The 17,196-nt window shown below is 71.5% G+C and carries 14 protein-coding genes and 1 tRNA gene; 8 read left to right on the top strand and 7 right to left on the bottom strand.

Features of this window, described 5'->3' with window-relative positions; all coding sequences use genetic code 11:
• Window positions 1–1,283: adenylosuccinate synthase (locus AC2H6A_RS10615; RefSeq protein ID WP_484273319.1), on the top strand; the 1,283-nt coding region annotated here is incomplete at its 5' end.
• Between the two features lie 36 nt (window positions 1,284–1,319).
• A complete protein-coding gene (locus AC2H6A_RS10610) occupies window positions 1,320–1,829 on the top strand; it encodes a phosphoribosyltransferase (protein ID WP_484273317.1) in 510 nt (169 codons plus the stop codon).
• A 139-nt stretch (window positions 1,830–1,968) separates the two neighbouring features.
• Here the strand turns inward: AC2H6A_RS10610 and AC2H6A_RS10605 are convergent.
• Window positions 1,969–2,055: transfer RNA gene (locus AC2H6A_RS10605), tRNA-Leu, on the bottom strand.
• Between the two features lie 126 nt (window positions 2,056–2,181).
• On the opposite strand from AC2H6A_RS10605, the gene rnr reads away from it, so the two are divergent.
• Together rnr and rlmB are read left to right on the top strand one after the other, a co-directional pair.
• Entirely contained in the window at window positions 2,182–4,572 is a 2,391-nt protein-coding gene (rnr, locus tag AC2H6A_RS10600) for a ribonuclease R (RefSeq protein ID WP_484273315.1), read from the top strand.
• Window positions 4,569–5,342 (top strand): 23S rRNA (guanosine(2251)-2'-O)-methyltransferase RlmB, encoded by a 774-nt coding sequence (rlmB, locus tag AC2H6A_RS10595; protein WP_484273313.1) that lies wholly within the window; start codon window positions 4,569–4,571, stop codon window positions 5,340–5,342. Before rnr ends, rlmB begins: the two co-directional genes overlap by 4 nt.
• 15 nt (window positions 5,343–5,357) lie before the next feature.
• Here rlmB and AC2H6A_RS10590 read toward each other — a convergent pair whose 3' ends face one another.
• The 4 genes from AC2H6A_RS10590 to AC2H6A_RS10575 all read right to left on the bottom strand — a co-directional run bounded on the left by AC2H6A_RS10590 (window position 5,358) and on the right by AC2H6A_RS10575 (window position 10,926).
• The gene (locus AC2H6A_RS10590; RefSeq protein ID WP_484273311.1) at window positions 5,358–5,933 is read right to left on the bottom strand and encodes a thermonuclease family protein; all 576 of its coding nucleotides are present in this window, start codon (window positions 5,931–5,933) and stop codon (window positions 5,358–5,360) included.
• A 234-nt stretch (window positions 5,934–6,167) separates the two neighbouring features.
• Window positions 6,168–9,266 carry an efflux RND transporter permease subunit gene (locus AC2H6A_RS10585; RefSeq protein WP_484273309.1) on the bottom strand — a complete coding sequence of 1,033 codons (3,099 nt, stop codon included), beginning with the start codon at window positions 9,264–9,266 and terminating at the stop codon, window positions 6,168–6,170.
• A complete protein-coding gene (locus AC2H6A_RS10580) occupies window positions 9,263–10,348 on the bottom strand; it encodes an efflux RND transporter periplasmic adaptor subunit (RefSeq protein ID WP_484273308.1) in 1,086 nt (361 codons plus the stop codon). Before AC2H6A_RS10580 ends, AC2H6A_RS10585 begins: the two co-directional genes overlap by 4 nt.
• Window positions 10,349–10,431: 83 nt before the next feature.
• Complete coding sequence (locus tag AC2H6A_RS10575; protein WP_484273306.1) at window positions 10,432–10,926, bottom strand: hypothetical protein; 495 nt, start codon at window positions 10,924–10,926, stop codon at window positions 10,432–10,434.
• Window positions 10,927–10,990: 64 nt separating this feature from the next.
• On the opposite strand from AC2H6A_RS10575, the gene AC2H6A_RS10570 reads away from it, so the two are divergent.
• The gene (locus AC2H6A_RS10570) at window positions 10,991–12,040 is read left to right on the top strand and encodes a tripartite tricarboxylate transporter substrate binding protein (protein ID WP_484273304.1); all 1,050 of its coding nucleotides are present in this window, start codon (window positions 10,991–10,993) and stop codon (window positions 12,038–12,040) included.
• 70 nt (window positions 12,041–12,110) lie between these two features.
• On the opposite strand, the gene AC2H6A_RS10565 is transcribed toward AC2H6A_RS10570, so the two are convergent.
• Both AC2H6A_RS10565 and AC2H6A_RS10560 read right to left on the bottom strand, forming a co-directional pair.
• On the bottom strand, window positions 12,111–13,325 hold the full coding sequence (locus tag AC2H6A_RS10565; protein WP_484273302.1) for a CaiB/BaiF CoA transferase family protein: 1,215 nt from the start codon (window positions 13,323–13,325) through the stop codon (window positions 12,111–12,113).
• The gene (locus AC2H6A_RS10560) at window positions 13,325–14,485 is read right to left on the bottom strand and encodes an acyl-CoA dehydrogenase family protein (protein WP_484273300.1); all 1,161 of its coding nucleotides are present in this window, start codon (window positions 14,483–14,485) and stop codon (window positions 13,325–13,327) included. The genes AC2H6A_RS10565 and AC2H6A_RS10560 overlap by 1 nt, the downstream gene beginning before the upstream one ends.
• Window positions 14,486–14,559: 74 nt before the next feature.
• On the opposite strand from AC2H6A_RS10560, the gene AC2H6A_RS10555 reads away from it, so the two are divergent.
• The 3 genes from AC2H6A_RS10555 to AC2H6A_RS10545 all read left to right on the top strand — a co-directional run.
• The gene (locus tag AC2H6A_RS10555) at window positions 14,560–15,774 is read left to right on the top strand and encodes a CaiB/BaiF CoA transferase family protein (RefSeq protein ID WP_484273299.1); all 1,215 of its coding nucleotides are present in this window, start codon (window positions 14,560–14,562) and stop codon (window positions 15,772–15,774) included.
• 27 nt (window positions 15,775–15,801) lie between these two features.
• Window positions 15,802–16,566, top strand: a complete 765-nt coding sequence (locus AC2H6A_RS10550; RefSeq protein ID WP_484273298.1) for an aldolase — start codon at window positions 15,802–15,804, stop codon at window positions 16,564–16,566.
• A gap of 65 nt (window positions 16,567–16,631) precedes the next feature.
• Window positions 16,632–17,196 (top strand): SDR family NAD(P)-dependent oxidoreductase (locus AC2H6A_RS10545; protein WP_484273296.1); only part of this gene is annotated, 565 nt, incomplete at its 3' end.

The following is a 17,196-nucleotide window of genomic DNA, read 5'->3' as shown; positions in this document are numbered from 1 at the left end:
GCACTCAGTGGGGTGACGAGGGCAAGGGCAAGGTCGTCGACTGGCTCACCGAGCAGGCGCAGGGCGTGGTCCGCTTCCAGGGTGGGCACAACGCCGGGCACACGCTGGTGATCGGCGGCAGGAAGCAGGTGCTGCGGCTGATTCCGTCGGGCATGCTGCGGCCCGCCACGCTGTGCTACATCGGCAACGGCGTGGTGCTGTCGCCCGATGCGCTGCTCGCCGAGATTGCCGAGCTCGAGGCGGCCGGCGTGTCGGTGCGCGACCGCCTGCGGGTGAGCAACGCCTGCCCGCTGATCCTGCCTTACCACGTCGCCATCGACCGCGCCCGCGAGGCGCGCCGCGGCGACGCCAAGATCGGCACCACCGGCCGCGGCATCGGCCCGGCCTACGAGGACAAGGTCGCGCGCCGTGCGGTGCGGGTGCAGGACCTGTTTTCTCCGGCGCGCCTGCGCGAGCGGGTGGCCGAGGCGCTCGAGCTGCACAATTTCGTGCTCGAGCATCACCTGAAGGCCGCGCCGCTTTCGCCCGACAAGGTGGCCGACGATGCGCTCGCCCTGGCCGATCGGCTCGCGCCGATGGTGGCCGATGTGCCGCGCGAGCTCGCCGAGTCGATGGCCCGTGGCGAGAGCCTGCTTTTCGAGGGTGCGCAGGGCGCGCTGCTCGATGTCGATCACGGCACCTATCCCTATGTCACCAGCAGCAACTGCGTGGCCGGTGCGGCCGCCGCGGGCGCCGGGGTCGGGCCGCAGTCGCTGCACTATGTGCTGGGCATCACCAAGGCCTACACCACCCGGGTGGGTTCCGGGCCGTTCCCCACCGAGCTCTTCGACGACATGGGCCGCCATCTCGCGTCGGTGGGCAAGGAGTTCGGCGCCGTCACCGGCCGGCCGCGGCGTACCGGCTGGTTCGACGCACCTGCGCTCAAGCGCTCCATCCAGCTCAACGGCGTGAGCGGCCTTTGCGTGACCAAGCTCGATGTGCTCGACGGTCTGCCGCTGGTCAAACTGTGCGTGGGCTACCGCAGCAAGGGCAGCGGCCCGGGCGAGCCCACCATCGACCTGCTGCCCTTCGGCGCCGATGCGGTCGAGCACCTCGAACCGGTGTTCGAGGAGATGCCTGGCTGGAGCGGCACCACCGCCGGTGTGCGCCAGTGGGATGCGCTGCCGCTCAATGCCCGGCGTTACCTAGAGCGCCTGGCGCAGGCGGTGGGCGCGCCGATCGATCTCGTCTCCACCGGCCCCGACCGCGACGAGACCATCCTCATCCGTCATCCCTTCGCCTGAGCGAAGCCCCGCTGTCCAACCAGACCGGAAGGCCACATGAAAGACCTGTATGTCTCCTGGGACGAGTACAACCGGCTGATCGAGAAGCTCGCCATCCGCATCTATGACTCGGCCTGGCAGTTCGACGCCATCGTGTGTCTTGCCCGCGGCGGGCTGCGGGTGGGCGATGTGCTCTCGCGCATCTTCGACCGGCCGCTGGGCGTGCTGTTCACCAGTTCCTACCGTGAGAACGCCGGCACCACGCAGAGCCGGCTGATGATTGCCGAGCACATGTCGAGCGCCACGCCCCTGCCGGGCAGCCGCTGGCTGCTCGCCGATGACCTGGTCGATTCCGGCGGCACGCTGGTGGAGGTGATCCCCGCGCTCAAGCAGCGATTTCCGCAGGTGCAGGAGGTGCGTTCCGCCGTGGTCTGGCGCAAGGGCGCCTCGGTGGCCGAACCCGACTACTACATCGAGTACCTGCCCACCAACCCCTGGATCCACCAGCCCTTCGAGGAATACGACCACATGCGTCCCAGTGACCTCAAGACCCGATGGGGCATGTGAGCAGGGGTGCCGCCATGAAAAAGGCCTGCGAATGCAGGCCTTTGCGTTGGTGCCCGGGTACTGTCCTCACGCAGAGCCGCTGGGCTCTGCTTTCCGGGCACCACAAAAGGAAAAGGCCTGCTTGCGCAGGCCTTGAATTTGGTGCCCAGAAGAGGACTCGAACCTCCACAGTGTTGCCACCGCTAGGACCTGAACCTAGTGCGTCTACCAATTCCGCCATCTGGGCATTTCTGCGCCGACAGTGCTGCCGCACAGAAGAAGAGAAGTCTAAAGTACCGACAGGATTTGTCAAATCGCCCCGGCTTCGCCGGAGCCCGATGCCTCGCCCGCGGGCGTGCCCAGGAATGAAGCCATGACCGACCCCGCGTGGGTGCTGCCCACCCGCGACGACATTCTCGAGAGCCTGCGCACCGCCGATGCGCCGCTCACCCCGCAGGAACTTGCGCTGCGTCTGGCCGTGCCGCCTGCGCACCAGGACGCGCTCTCGCGCCGCCTGGCGGCCATGGAGCGCGACGGCCAGCTGATGCCCAACCGCAAGGGCGTGCTGCTGATCGCCAGCAAGCTCGATCTGGTGCCCGGCCGTGTGCAGGGTCATCGCGATGGCTTCGGCTTTCTCATCCCCGATGCCGGCGGCCAGGACCTGTTCCTCAGCCCCCGCGAGATGCAGAAGGCCATGCACGGCGACCGGGTGCTGGTCAAACGGGTGGGCTTCGACAATCGCGGCCGGCCCGAGGGCGCGATCGTCGAGGTCACCGACCGCGCGCACCGGCGGCTGGTGGGCCGCTTCCTGTCGGAGCGCGGCGTGTGCATCGTCGTTCCCGAAGACCAGCGCATCAAGCACGACATCCTGATCCCGCCCGGTGACGCCGGCCCGGCGCGGCCCGGTCAGGTGGTCACGGTGGAGATCGTCGATCCGCCCTCGGGCCATGCCGCGCCGATCGGCCGGGTGATCGAGGTGCTCGGCGAGATCGACGATCCCGGCATGGAGATCGAGATCGCGGTGCGCAAGTTCGATGTGCCGCACGAGTTCCCGCCCGACACGCTCGCTGCGGCCGCCGCGCTGCCGGCCACCGTGCGCGCCGCCGATCTGCGCGGCCGGGTAGACCTGCGCGATGTGCCGCTGGTCACCATCGACGGCGAAGACGCACGCGACTTCGATGACGCGGTCTACTGCGAGCCGCATGGCGAGGGCCGCAAGGCCGGTCACCGGCTGATCGTGGCAATCGCCGATGTCGCGCACTATGTGGCCGGGGGTGATGCGCTCGATCGTGAGGCGGTGCGCCGCTCCACCTCGGTGTATTTCCCGCGCCGGGTGATCCCGATGCTGCCCGAGAAGATCTCCAACGGGCTGTGCTCGCTCAACCCCGAGGTCGACCGACTGGTGCTGGTCTGCGACATGGTCATCTCGGCCGCCGGCGAGATCCGCGCCTACCAGTTCTACGAAGCGGTGATGCACTCGGCGGCACGGCTCACCTACGACGAGGTCTGGGGCATCCTTTCCGGCCGCGATGCGCAGGCCATCCGCCGTCGCGCGCCGCTGGTGACCCAGCTGCAGCACCTGCACGACCTGTTCCGCGTGCTGCTGCGCCAGCGCGAGTCGCGCGGCGCGGTGGAGTTCGATTCGGTGGAGACGCGCATCGTCTGCAACGAGGTCGGCCGCATCGAGCGGATCGTGGCCATGGTGCGCAACGACGCCCATCGCCTGATCGAGGAGTGCATGCTCGCCGCCAATGTCTGCGCCGCCGACTTCATGAAGCGCAGCCGTCATGCCGGCCTTTACCGGGTGCACGAGGGGCCCACGCCCGAGCGCCTGACCAACCTGCGCGAGTTCCTGCGCACGGTGGGTCTGTCGCTGGGCGGCGGCGAGAACCCTGCCCCGGCCGACTATGCCGAGCTGGCCGCGCAGGTGCGGCCGCGCCCCGACGCGCTGCTGCTGCAGCAGATGATGCTGCGCTCGATGCAGCAGGCGATCTACTCGCCGCACAACAGCGGCCACTTCGGCCTGGCCTACGAGGCCTACTCGCACTTCACTTCGCCGATCCGTCGCTACCCCGACCTCCTCACCCACCGGGTGATCAAGGCGCTGCTGCGGGGCGAGCGTTATCTGCCGCGCCCGCCAGGCGCCGATGAGGAGGAGGCCGCGCCTGCCCCGCGCGCCCGGCGTCGCGCCGATGGCCCGCATGTGGTCGAGCACTGGGAGCAGCACGGCATGCTCTGCTCGGCCAACGAGCGCCGCGCCGACGAGGCCTCGCGCGATGTCGCCGCATGGCTCAAGAGCCAGTACATGCGCGAGCGCGTGGGCGAGCAGTTCGTGGGGCGCATCACCGGCGTGGCGCCCTTCGGCGTGTTCGTCACCCTGCTCGATCTCTTCGTCGAGGGCATGGTGCATGTCTCCGAACTGGGCACCGAGTACTTCCAGTACAACGAGGCCGCCCATGAGCTGCGTGGCGAACGCACCGGCCGGCGTTTCCGGCTCACCGACGAACTGCATGTGCAGGTTTCGCGGGTGGACCTCGAAGCGCGCCGCATCGAGTTCCGCCTGGTGCAGAAGGCCGGCTACAAGGAGGTGATCGCTGCCGGCCGGCCGGCAGGGCCGCGCGAGGCCGCCGCGCCGCGCAAGGCGGCACCGGCCAAGTCCGAGCGCATCGAACTCGCCCGCAGTGCCCGCCTCGCGGCGCGCAAGGCCGCACCCCGACCGCCCGCGGCCGGCGGCAAGGCCGCCAAGCGGCGCAAGCGCAAATGAGCGCCGCCGACAGCGCGGGCGCGCTGCTCTGGGGGTTTCATGCCGTGGCAGCGCGTCTGGCCCGTGGCGGCGGCGGCCTGGTCGCCCTGCATGTCGCGCAGCGCCGCGGCGATGCCCGCATGCGTGAACTGCTCGAGCGCGCCCGCGCGCTGGGCGTGCCGGTGGTGGCCGAGGACATGGCCCGCATCGAGGCGCTGTGCCCGGGGCGCCGGCACCAGGGCGTGATGCTGCGCGCGCAGGCCGCCGAGCCGCTGGCCGAGAGCCTCGAGGCGGTGCTCGATGCGCAGGCCGCGCCGCTGCTGCTGCTGCTCGATGGTGTCACCGATCCGCGCAACCTCGGCGCCTGTCTGCGGGTGGCCGATGGCGCCGGGGTGCATGCGGTGATCGCGCCCAAGGACCACGCCTGCCCGCTCACCGAGGCCGCGGTGCAGACCGCCTCGGGCGCGGCCGAGAGCGTGCCCTACCTGATGGTGACCAACCTCGCCCGCACGATCGACGAGCTTCAGGAGCGGGGCATCACGGTGATCGGTACGGCCGATGGCACGGATGCCACGGTGTTCGAGGCCGACATCCCGCCGGCGGTGGCCTGGGTGCTTGGCGCCGAGGGCAAGGGCCTGCGCCGTCTCACCCGCGAGCGTTGCGATGCGCTGGTGAGCATCCCGATGGTGGGCAGGGTGTCGAGCCTGAATGTGTCGGTGGCCGCCGGCGTGGTGCTCTACGAGACGCTGCGCCGGCGACTGGCCGGCGGCAACGGGGCTCAGGGTCGCTGACGCGGACAACCAGGCTCAGGGCCGCTGACGCTGGCGGTGGGCCCAGGGCGGCTGCGGATGCGGGTCGGCCCACAGGCCGCGGCGCGCCGCCCGGGCCTCGCGTTCGGCGCGGGCGTATTGCTCGCGCTCCGCTGCGGTCTGGTCGGCGGCATAACGCACGAAGTGCCAGGCGAGCCCGGCCCTGACCATGGCCAGGGCGACATCCTGGCCGCCGGCGCGCACGCGGGCCACCTGCCTGCCATAGGGGTCGGTCTTGAAGGGCTCCACCACCAGGCCTGGCGCGGCGAGCAGGCGGGTGAGCGCGTCGCGGGCCTCGTCGGCATGGGGCTGGTCTTTCTCGGGGGCGTCGATGCCGGCCACCCGTACCGCGACACGCTCGCCGCCGGCGCCGCGCAGCCAGAAGGAGTCGCCATCGGCCACGCCATCCAGCCGAGGCCGGCCGGGGGTGTCGGCGGGCTCGGCCTCGGGCAGGCGTGGGCCGCAGGCGGCGAGCAGCACGATGCTGGCCAGCGCGCAGGCCAGGCGGCGCGGCGGCGCAGGGCGTGATGCAAGGGTGCTCGTTCCCTTGCCCGCGTCCGCGTCCGCGCCCACGTCCGCGCCTTTATCCGCGCCTTTGTCCGCGCCCGCCAGGAGCCAGGGCGACGGCCAGGGTGCGTGCCCTTGCGAGGGCCGTTGAAGGAAGCGCGACGAGCGCGCGTTGCGGAAGCTCATGCCGCCCAGCATAAGCCGCGGCCGTCGCATCAGGCGCGCCCCTGGCTCGGCCTCCTGGCCGAGGCGAAAGCCCCAGTGCGTGCCGCGCAGAGACTGCCGCGTTCCTGGCGATGCTCAGGGCGCGTCGGCACGAGGCTCTCCACCCGCCCCGGAGTCAGACCGCGCCCGGCCGAATCGGGCGAACAGCATCGGCATCAGCACCAGGGTGAGCAGGGTGGCGCTGACCAGCCCGCCGGTGACCACCACCGCCAGCGGCCGCTGGATCTCCGAGCCGGGGCCGGTGGCCAGCAGCAGCGGCACCATGCCCAGCGCGGTGATCGCCGCGGTCATGAGCACCGGTCGCAGGCGGCGCAGCGCACCCTCGCGCACGCTCGCGCTCAGCGGCAGCCCCTGGGCAAGGAGCTGGTTGAACTGGGTGATCATCACCAGGCCATTGAGCACCGCGATGCCCAGCAGGGCGATGAAGCCCACCGAGGCCGGTACCGAGAGGTACTCGCCGCTGATCCACAGCGCCAGCACGCCGCCCACCGCCGCGAAGGGCACATTGGCGAGCACCAGCAGCGCCTGGCGCATCGATCCCAGGCTGAGCACCAGCAGCAGGAAGATCAGCCCGAGCGAGACCGGCAGCACGATCGCCAGCCGCGCGGTGGCACGCTGCTGGTTCTCGAACTGGCCGCCCCACAGCAGCCGCATGCCCGGGGCGAGCCGCTCCTCGCGGGCGACCAGCGCCTGCGCCTCCTGCACGAAGCCGGCGAGGTCGCGTCCCTCGACGGCCACCTGCACCATCGAGAACCGGCTGGCGTTCTCGTGGTCGATGCGCACCGGACCTTCGGTCTGCTCCAGCCGGGCCAGCCGGCCGATCGGCCATGCATGGCCATCGGGGGCGGTGAGCAGCAGCTCACCGAAGGCCTGCGGCGAGCCGCGGATGTCGTCGGCGCCGCGCAGCAGCAGCGGCACCCGCCGGCCCGACTCCAGCACCAGGCCCACCGGCTCGCCCTCGAGCTGCGCGCGCAGCCGGTCCTGCAGCGCGTCCACCGTGAAGCCGGCCCGGCCGGCGGCGGCACGGTCGATGCGCACCGCGAGGTAACGCAGGCCCTCGTGGCGTGCGGTCATGACATCGCGCGCACCGGGCAGGCCGCGCAGCCGTTCGGCGATGCGCTGGGCGAGCGCCTGATTGGCCGCCAGCTCCGGGCCGAAGACCTTCAGGGCGAGATCGCCGCGGCTGCCGGTGAGCATCTCGGACACCCGCATCTCGATCGGCTGGGTGAAGCCGTGCGCCACGCCCGGGAAGCGCTGCAGCACCGTGCGGATGGCGTCCTGCAGCGCCGCCTTGTCGCCGCGCCAGCGCTCGCGCGGGACGAGCACCAGGAACAGGTCGGATTCGTTCAGGCCCATGGGGTCGAGGCCGAGGTCATCGGAGCCGGCACGCGAGATCACGGCGCTGATCTCCGGAATGTCGGCGAGCAGCGCCTGCTGGATGCGCAGATCGGTGGCGGCGCTCTCCTCGAGGCTGATCGAGGTGGACTTCTGCAGCTGCACGATCAGGCTGCCCTCGTCGAGCGTGGGCATGAAGCTGCGGCCGATCGTGGGCAGCACCGCCGCCGCGCCCGCCAGCAGGCCCAGGGCCAGCACGACCACCGGCAGCGGTCGCGCCAGCACCGTGTCGAGCAGCCTCGCGTAGCCCGCGCGGCTGCGCGCCACCAGCCAGGGCTCGGCATGCGCCCCCGGCCGCAGCAGCGCCACGCACAGCACCGGCACCAGCGTGAAGGCGAGCGCGAGCGATCCGGCCAGCGCGAAGACGATGGTCAGCGCCACCGGGCTGAAGAGCTTGCCCTCCAGGCCTTCGAGCGTGAGCAGGGGCAGGAACACCACCGCGATGATCGCGATGCCGGCCAGCACCGGCGTGGCCACCTCGGCCACCGCCTCGCGCACGATCGTGGCGCGGCCGGCCTCAGGCCGGGCCTGCGCCAGCCGGGTGGCGGCGTGCTCCACCACCACCACCGCGGCATCCACCAGCAGCCCGATGCCGATGGCCAGCCCGCCCAGGCTCATCAGGTTGGCCGACAGCCCGGCCCAACGCATCAGCAGCATCGCCGCCAGGATCGACAAGGGCAGGCTGATCGCCACCACCAGCGCCGCGCGCAGATTGCCCAGCAGCAGCACCAGCACGCCCAGCACCAGCACCACGGCCTCGGCCAGGGCGCGCGCCACCGTGCCCACCGCACGGTCGATCAGCTCGGTGCGGTCGAGGAACACTCGCAAGGTCATGCCTTCTGGCAGGGTGGGTGCGAGCTGATCAAGGCGCTCGCGCACGCCGCGCACCACCTCGCGGGCATTGGCGCCGCGCAGGCCGAGCACCAGGCCCTGCACGGTCTCGCCGCGGCCATCGGCGGTGACCGTGCCGTAGCGGGTGGCATTGCCGGTGCGCACCGCGGCGACATCGGCGATGCGAACCGGCGCACCGGGCCCGGCGCGCACCACCGTCTGGCGCAGGTCTTCGGCCGTGCGCACGCTGCCCTCCACCCGAACCAGCAGCGCATCCTCGCCATCGACCAGCCGGCCGGCGCCGTCGTTGCGGTTGTTTGCGACCATGGCCTGGCGCAGGGCATCGAGCGTGATGCCGCGGGCGTTGAGCAAGGCCGGATCGGGCACCACCTCGAGGCTGCGCACCTCGCCACCCAGGGCGTTGACATCGGCCACGCCGGGCAGGGTGCGCAGCGCCGGGCGGATCGTCCAGTCGAGCACGGTGCGCCGCTCCTGCAGGCTATGGCGATCGCTTTCGAGGGTGAACATCACCATCTCGCCCAGCGGCGTGGTCAGCGGCGCCAGGCCGCCCGAGGCACCGGGCGGCAGTTCGCGCATCAGGCCACCCAGCCGCTCGGCCACCTGCTGGCGTGCCCAGTACACATCGGTGCCGTCGTCGAAGTCGACGGTGATGTCGGCGATGGCGTACTTCGAGACCGAGCGCACCAGGCGCTTGCGTGGAATGCCGAGCATCTCGAGCTCGATCGGCGTGGTGATGCGCTGCTCGATCTCCTCCGGGGTCATGCCCGGCGCCTTGATGATCACCTTCACCTGGGTGGAGGACACGTCGGGGAACGCGTCGATCGGCAGGCCGCGCCAGGCGGCCCAGCCGCCGCCGATCAGCGCCAGCGTGAAGGCCACCACCAGCAGCGGCTGGCGCAGCGACAGTCCGACCAGCCAGCCGATCACGGCGCCGCCTCGGCGACCAGCGCCTTGAGCGCGGCGATCGCGCTCACCGCCACCCGGTCCTGGGCACCCAGGGCCGCCTCGACCATGGCGGACTCGTCATCGCGACCATGCACCGTGACCGGCACCGCGATCACGCCACCGGGCCGCATCGCGAAGACCAGGTCGCGTCCGCCCAGGCGCGCCAGGGCGGCGAGCGGTACCCGCCAGGCGGCCTGCCGCGGCAGACCCAGGCTCAGCCGGGCCTGCAGCAGTTCGCCCGGCCGCACACGGGCCGCGCCCTGCTCGATCAGCGCCCGCACGCTCACGGTCTGGCCCGCGCCCACCGCTGCACCCACCGAGATCACGCGGGCGCGCAGCTCGCGCTCAGGCCAGCTCACCCGCTGGCCGGGCGCGATCTGCGCGGCCCGCTCGGGCGTGGCCTGCAGCTCCAGCCAGAGCTCGCCGAGCTGGGCCAGCCGCAGCAGCGGCGCTGCGGCCTCCAGGCGCTCGCCGCGCGCGGCCAGGGTCTCGAGCACCACGCCGGCCACCGGCGCGGCCACGCTGGCCATGCCGCTGCCAGGCTGGGCCGGCGCGTCGGGCGCCACGCCGGCCAGGCGCAGCTGACCGCGCCGCTCATCGAGCAGCGCCTGTGCCTCCTGCAGCCGGCTGCGGGTGGCGATCAGTCTTGCCTGCGCGATGACGCCCTCGTCGTGCAGACGCTGGTCGCGGCCGAGCGCGTCGGCGGCCAGTGCGTGCTGGGCCTGCGCGGCGGTGTAGGAGCGCTGCAGCTCCAGCAGCGCCGGGCTGCTCAGCCGGGCGAGCACCTCGCCGGCCCGCACCTTGTCGCCGACCGACACCGTCAGCTCGGTGAGCAGGCCAGGCAGGGGCGTGGCCACCACCACCTGGCGTGCGGGCGGCACCACCACGCTGCCGGGCAGGCTGATCACCGCGTCGCGGGCGGGCGCCACCGGCGCATGGCGAAGCCCCAGCGCAGACTGCTGCACGGTGTCGAGCGCGATCAATCGCGGCTCGGCCGCGAGGCAGGGCAGGCCAAGGGCCAGCAGGCATCCCGCCAGGCTGTGGAAGAAGGGGAGTCGGGCCATGGCTGTGATCTCCGCGCGCCATGGATGAGCGGCGCGCACGGCGTCGTCGGACCGGACCGCGCCGGGCGCGATCCTCAGGGAGGTCAGGCGAGCGTGCGGGGGGGTGCGTGCGGCGGTGGGGGCAGGCCCGCGGCATGGTGGCGCCGGGAGCCGGGCGCGGCGGGCTCGCCGCTTGCCCAGGCATGCATCGCCACCCGCTGGCGTGGCATGGCGGGTTGGGCCGCCGGTGGCGCGAGCGCGGCGTCGGTGCAGGCGGTGAGCCCGCGACCGCCCGGCAGGCCCGCACCGGGGCCGACCTCGTCGGTTTCCGATCCGTGGGGGTGCTGGCGCGCCTGCGGCGCGACCATCGACGACGCCGCTTGCGCGGGTTCGGGACGGGCCTGCGCCGAGCCGTGCAGCCGGGTGCCGGTGTGCAGATGCCAGCCAGTGTGCAGATGCCAGCCGCTGGTCAGGGGCGGGCCCTGATGCGCATGCAGGAAGGGCCAGAGCAGCTGCGCGAAGACCAGCACCACCGTCAGCAGCGCCGCGGCAAAGCCCCGGCGCGAGTCGCTGGTGTCCGGGGCGCGGGCGGGGCTCATGGCACCATTCTATCGCCGCGCCTGTTGCAGGCGCCTTGCGCCGTCCCCGTCCCGGAGTTGATCCATGTCAGACAAGTCACCGATTCCTGCCAGCGTGCCTCTCCAGGCAGACGCCCCTGGCGCTCCCCGCTCCGCGCGGCGCCGCGACCTGGCGCTCGGCCTGCCCGCGGCGGCTGCCCTGGCCGCCTTGCCGGCTGTGCCGGCCCACGCCCAGGCCGGCTGGCCCAACAAGCCGATCCGGATGCTGGTGGGCTACACCCCGGGCGGCTTCACCGACAACATGGCGCGTACGGTGGGCGAGCCGCTGGCGCGCGCGCTGGGCCAGCCGGTGCTCTTCGACTACAAGCCGGGCGCCAACAGCATGATCGCCGTCGAGATGATGGCCCGCTCGGCGCCTGACGGCTACACGCTGACCACGGTCATCGCGGCGCACTCGGCCAATCCCTCGCTGTACGCGAAGATGGCCTTCGATGCAGTCAATGATGTGGCGCCGGTGGCGCTGAGCGGCGTGGCCCCGCTGATCCTCGCGGCCAACACGGCCTTCCCGCCGAACAACGCCGCCGAACTGATCGCCTATGTGAAGGCTCGCCCCGGCCAGTTCAACTTCGGCTCCAGCGGCATCGGCGCAGCCGCCCACCTCGCCATGGAGCAGTTCATGGCCACCCATGGCCTGAAGATGCAGCTCGTGCCCTACAAGGGCACGCAGCCCGCGCTCACCGACCTCATCGGCGGCCAGATCCAGCTGCTCTTCGATGTGCCGCTGGCCATGGTCCAGCACGCCAAGGCCGGCAAGATCAAGCTGCTGGGCATGAGCAGCGAGAAGCGCCTGCCGGGCTATCCGGACATCCCCACCTTCGGCGAGAGTGGCGTGCCTTTCATTGCCAACACCTGGGCGATGATCCTCGCACCGGCCAAGACCCCGCGCGAGATCGTCAACCGCATCAACCTCGAGGTGAACCGCATCCTGGCCTCGCCGGCGGTGCGCGAGAAGCTCGAGGCCACCGGCGTCGTCCCGGGTTCGGGCAGCCCCGAGGACACCGCAGCCTTCCTCAACGCCGAGGTGGCCCGCAACGCCCGGGTGATCAAGGCCGCCGGCATCAAGCTCGAGGGCTGACCGGGCGCGGCTTTGCCGGCTGCGGGCTGTTCAGACGACGCGGCCGGCCCGCAAGCCGGCCGCCGGCCGCTCAGACGATGCCGTCGGCCCGCATGGCGGCCACTTCGGCAGTCGAAAAGCCCAGCTCGGCAAGCACCGATCCGGTGTGCTCGCCCAATGCCGGCACCGGGTCCATGCGCGCCTCGTAGGCGTCCGACACGCCCGGCGGCAGCCAGCTGGTGATCGGCCCGGCCGGCGAGCTGATGGTGCGCAGCCGGTTGCGGGCGAGGTTCTGCGGGTGCTGCCAGAACTCGCCCGGCGTGTTGATGCGGCCGGTGGCGATGTTGGCCTGGGCCAGGCGCGCCTCCAGCCCGGCGGTGTCGAGCGAGGCGAAGCACTCGCTGATGATCGCCTCGAGCGCGGCGCGGTTGGCGGTGCGGGCGAGGTTGCTCGCGAAGCGCGGATCGGTGGCCAGCTCGGGCCGATGCAGCGCCTTCTCGCAGAACACCACCCACTCGCGCTCGTTCTGCACGCCCATCATCACCTGGCCGCCATCGCCGGCGGCGAACGGTCCGTAAGGCACCACGCTGGGATGGAAGGCGCCGGTACGCGGCGCCGGCGGCTGGCCCTCGTAGGTGTAGTAGATGGGGTTGCCGATGAGCTCGGTGAGCGCCTCGTACATGGAGAGGTCGATGTGGCTGCCCTTGCCGGTGCGGCCGCGCAGCAGCAGCGCGGCCATGATGCTCGAGTAGGCATAGAGGCCGGCGCCGATGTCGGCCGACGAGAACCCGGTGCGGGCGATGGCCTCGGGCGTGCCGGTGACCGAGAGCAGTCCTGACTCGGCCTGGATCATCATGTCGTAGGCCTTGTGGTCCCGGTAGGGGCCGTTCACGCCGTAGCCCGAGATGTCGCAGGTGATCAGCCGCGGATTGAGCCCGGCCAGCCGCTCGCGGCCGAAGCCCAGGCGCTCGACCGCGCCCGGCGCGAGGTTCTGCACCAGCACATCGGCGCGCGCCAGCAACCGGCGCAGCGCCTCGTTGCCAAGCGGCGCCTTGACATCGAGCGTGAGGCTTTCCTTGGACCGGTTGCCCCACACGAAGTACGAGGACATGCCCTTGACCCGCTGATCGTAGCGGCGGGCGAAGTCACCCTCGCCAGGACGCTCGATCTTGATCACCCGGGCGCCCTGGTCGGCAAGATGCCGGGTGCACACCGGCGCGGCCACCGCGTGCTCCAGGGCCACCACCAGGATGCCGTCGAGCGGCCGCGGCCCCGCAGGCGGCCGGGGCGTGGCGGGCGCGTCCATCAGAACGACCTCGGCATGCCGAGCACATGCTCGGCGACATAGGACAGGATCAGGTTGGTGGAGATGGGCGCCACCTGGTAGAGGCGGGTCTCGCGGAACTTGCGCTCGACATCGTATTCGCAGGCGAAGCCGAAGCCGCCGTGGGTCTGGATGCAGTTGTTGGCCGCCTCGAAGGAGGCCTTGGCCGCAAGGTACTTGGCCATGTTCGCCTCGGCGCCGCAGGGCTGGCCGGCGTCGAACAGGTCGCAGGCCCGGAAGCGCATCAGGTTGGCGGCCTCGATCTCGATGTAGTCGGCGGCGATCGGGAACTGCACGCCCTGGTTGCGGCCGATCGGCCGGCCGAACACCACCCGTTCGTTGGCGTACTTGCGGGCGCGGTCGACGAACCAGTAGCCGTCGCCGATGCACTCGGCGGCGATCAGGGTGCGCTCGGCGTTCAGGCCGTCGAGGATGTACTTGAAACCCTTGCCTTCCTCGCCGATGAGGTTCTCGACCGGGATCTCGAGGTTGTCGAAGAAGATCTCGTTGGTCTCGTGGTTGACCATGTTCGGGATCGGCCGCACGGTCATGCCCTTGCCGATCGACTGGTGCAGATCGACGATGAAGATCGACATGCCGTCGGACTTGCGCGCCACCTGGTCGAGCGGCGTGGTGCGCGCCAGCAGGATCATCAGGTCGGAGTGCTGGATACGCGAGATCCAGACCTTCTGGCCGTTGACCACATAGTGGTCGCCGCGGCGCTGTGCCACGGTCTTCAGGTTGGTGGTGTCGGTGCCGGTGGTGGGTTCGGTGACGCCCATGGACTGCAGGCGCAGGCGGCCGCTGGCGATGTCGGGCAGGTAGCGGCGCTTCTGCTCGGGCGAGCCGTGGCGCAGCAGCGTGCCCATGTTGTACATCTGGCCATGGCAGGCGCCGGCATTGCCGCCACAGCGGTTGACCTCCTCCATGATCACCGAGGCCTCCGACAGGCCCAGGCCCGCGCCGCCGTATTCCTGCGGGATGAGCGCAGCCAGCCAGCCGGCGCCGGTGAGCGCGTCGACGAAGGCCTCGGGATAGGCCCGGTCGTGGTCGATCTTCTGCCAGTAGGCGGAGTCGAACTGGTTGCACACCGCGCGCACACCGTCGCGGATATCGGGATGAATGCTGTCCAGGGGCGCCATCGGATGTGTATGCTTTCGAGCGGTTGTTCAGAGCCGGCGATTATCCGCCATCGTTCCGCGAACCGGGGAATCCCTTGTCCGATCTTCATGCCATCCGGGTGCTGGACCTCACCCGCGTGGTCTCCGGGCCCTGGTGCACCCAGGTGCTGGCTGATCTCGGCGCCGAGGTGATCAAGATCGAGCGCCCGGGCCAGGGTGATGACACCCGCCGCATCGGCCCGCCGCTGGTGGGTGCCGACGGCCAGCCCACCGGCGAGGCCGCCTACTACCTCGCCTGCAACCGCAACAAGCGCTCCATCACCGTCGACATCGCCAGCGATCAGGGCGCCGGCCTGGTACGTGAACTCGCCGCGGTCTGCGATGTGGTCGTCGAGAACTACAAGGTCGGCAACCTCCAGCGCTTCGGCCTGGACAGCGCCTCGCTGCGCGCGATCAACCCGCGGCTGATCTACTGCTCGATCAACGGTTTCGGCCCCGATGGCCCCTACGCGCCGCTGCCGGCCTACGACTTCGTGCTGCAAGGCCTCACCGGCATCATGAGCACCTGCGGCCGCGGCGATGACATGCCCGGTGGCGAACCCATGCGCACCGCGGTGCCGCTCACCGACCAGGTCACCGGCCTGTATGCCGCGGTGGCCATCCTGGGCGCGCTGCTGCAGCGGGGCATCACCGGCGAGGGCCGTCACATCGACATGGCCATGATCGATTGCGCGGCGGCCATCGCCTCGCCCTTGTCCATCGGCTGGGCGATCACCGGCCGCCAGGCGCCCCGCGTGGGCAACGACAACCCGATCGCCGCGCCCTCCGGGGTGTTTCCGGCGGCCGACGGCCGGCTGATCATCGCCTCGGGCAACGACGCCCAGTTCGCCGGGGTTTGCCGTGCGCTGGGCCTGTCGGCCCTGCGGGCCGATCCGCGCGCGGCCACCAACCCCCTGCGGGTGGCCAACCGCGAACTCGTCCATGGCGCGGTCGCCGAGGTCACCCGCACCCGATCCATGGCCGACCTGATGGCCGCGCTGCAGGCCGAGGGCGTGCCCTGCGGGCCCATCAACGACTTCCCGGCCTTCTTCGCCGATCCGCAGGCGGTGCATCGCGGCGCGCTGCGCCAGGTGCCGCATCCGGCCGGCGTGCCGGTGCCGCTGGTGCGCAGCCCGCTCGATCAGGCGGCCGCGCCCGCGCCGCTGCAGGCGCCGCCGCGGCTCGGCGAACATACCGAGGCCGTGCTCGGCTCGCTGCTCGGGCTGTCCGCCGAGCGCCTGTCGCAGCTGCGCGCCGCCCAGGTCATCTGACGCATTCGCAACCCGTCGAGGTCCGACATGAACCAGCCCGTCTCTGCCGCCGTCCTGCAAGGTGTCGATGCCCAGGCGCTTGCCACCGGTCGCCTCGAAATCGCCGCCGCCCTGCGCTGGTCGGCGCGGCTGGGCCTGAACGAGGGCGTGTGCAACCACTACAGCCTGGAGCTCGCCCCCGACCGCTACCTCATCAATCCGCAGGGCCTGCACTGGAGCGAGGTGCGACCCACCGATGTGCTGCTCATCAACGGGGCTGGCCAGGTGCTCGACGGGCCGCATCCGCTCGAGCCCACCGCCTTCTTCATCCACAGCTGGATCCACCGGCTCAACCCGCACGCGCGGGCGGTGCTGCACACCCACATGCCCTACGCCACGGCGCTCACGCTGGTGCAGGGTGGGCGGCTGGCCTGGTGCAACCAGAACACGCTGCGCTTCCACGGCCGAGTGGCCTACGACGACACCTACAACGGCCTGGCGCTCGATGACGCCGAGGGCCGGCGCATCGCTTCGGGCCTGAATGGCGCCGATGTGCTCTTCATGGCCAGCCACGGCGTCACGGTGGTGGGGCAGAGCATCGCCTGGGCCTTCGACGATCTCTACTACCTCGAGCGCGCCTGCATGCACCAGGTGATCGCCACCCAGGCGGCAGGCGGGCGGCCGCTGCACGAGATCTCCGAGGCGCTATGCGCGCGCACCGCGGCGCAGATCGCCGGGGAGCGCCAGCAGAGCGACCTGTTCATGCAGGCGGTCATCCGCATGCTCGACCGCGACGAGCCGGGCTGGCGCTGAGCGGCCTCTTCCGCCCGTCGCCTGCGCCAGGCCCGTCCTTCCCCCTTTTTTCCAGGAGACATTCCATGCAGATCAGCTTCAACGGCAAGCGGGTGGTGGTGGCCGGCGGCAGCCGCGGCATCGGCCGCGCCATCGCCCTGGGTTTCGCGCAGGCCGGCGCGGCGGTGTCCATCTGCGCGCGCGGCGAGGCCGCGCTGCGCGAGACCGAGCGTGAGATCGCCGCCTTGGGTCACCCGGTGCATGCCGCGGTGTGCGACCTCGCCGATGGCGACGCGGTGCGCGGCTATGTGGCCTCGGCCGCGGCAGCGCTCGGCGGCATCGATGTGCTGGTGAACAACGCCTCGGGCTTCGGCCGCAGCGATGACGAGGCCGGCTGGGAGGCGAGCATCTCGGTCGACCTCATGGCCACGGTGCGCGCCTCGCACACCGCGCTGCCGCACCTGCTGGCCTCGCGCGGGTCGATGGTGCACATCTCGTCCATCTCGGGCCTGACGCCCTCGGTGCGCACGCCGCCCTACGGCGCGGTCAAGGCCGCGCTCATCCAGTACACCCTCACCCAGGCTGCGGCGCTGGCGGCCAAGGGCGTGCGGGTGAACTGCGTGGCGCCGGGCTCCATCGAGTTCCCCGGCG

The organism is Quisquiliibacterium sp., from assembly GCF_982640115.1.
Note: the sequence above shows the minus strand (reverse complement) of the source record. Positions and strands in the feature narration are given on the sequence as shown.

Bases quoted from the DNA above. Each gene is read 5' to 3' on its own strand.
- AC2H6A_RS10610 (WP_484273317.1), top strand. From the start codon at position 1,320: ATGAAAGACCTGTATGTCTCCTGGGACGAGTACAACCGGCTGATCGAG.
- rnr (WP_484273315.1), top strand. From the start codon at position 2,182: ATGACCGACCCCGCGTGGGTGCTGCCCACCCGCGACGACATTCTCGAG.
- rlmB (WP_484273313.1), top strand. From the start codon at position 4,569: ATGAGCGCCGCCGACAGCGCGGGCGCGCTGCTCTGGGGGTTTCATGCC.
- AC2H6A_RS10580 (WP_484273308.1), bottom strand. From the start codon at position 10,348: ATGGCCCGACTCCCCTTCTTCCACAGCCTGGCGGGATGCCTGCTGGCC.
- AC2H6A_RS10575 (WP_484273306.1), bottom strand. From the start codon at position 10,926: ATGAGCCCCGCCCGCGCCCCGGACACCAGCGACTCGCGCCGGGGCTTT.
- AC2H6A_RS10570 (WP_484273304.1), top strand. From the start codon at position 10,991: ATGTCAGACAAGTCACCGATTCCTGCCAGCGTGCCTCTCCAGGCAGAC.
- AC2H6A_RS10565 (WP_484273302.1), bottom strand. From the start codon at position 13,325: ATGGACGCGCCCGCCACGCCCCGGCCGCCTGCGGGGCCGCGGCCGCTC.
- AC2H6A_RS10560 (WP_484273300.1), bottom strand. From the start codon at position 14,485: ATGGCGCCCCTGGACAGCATTCATCCCGATATCCGCGACGGTGTGCGC.
- AC2H6A_RS10550 (WP_484273298.1), top strand. From the start codon at position 15,802: ATGAACCAGCCCGTCTCTGCCGCCGTCCTGCAAGGTGTCGATGCCCAG.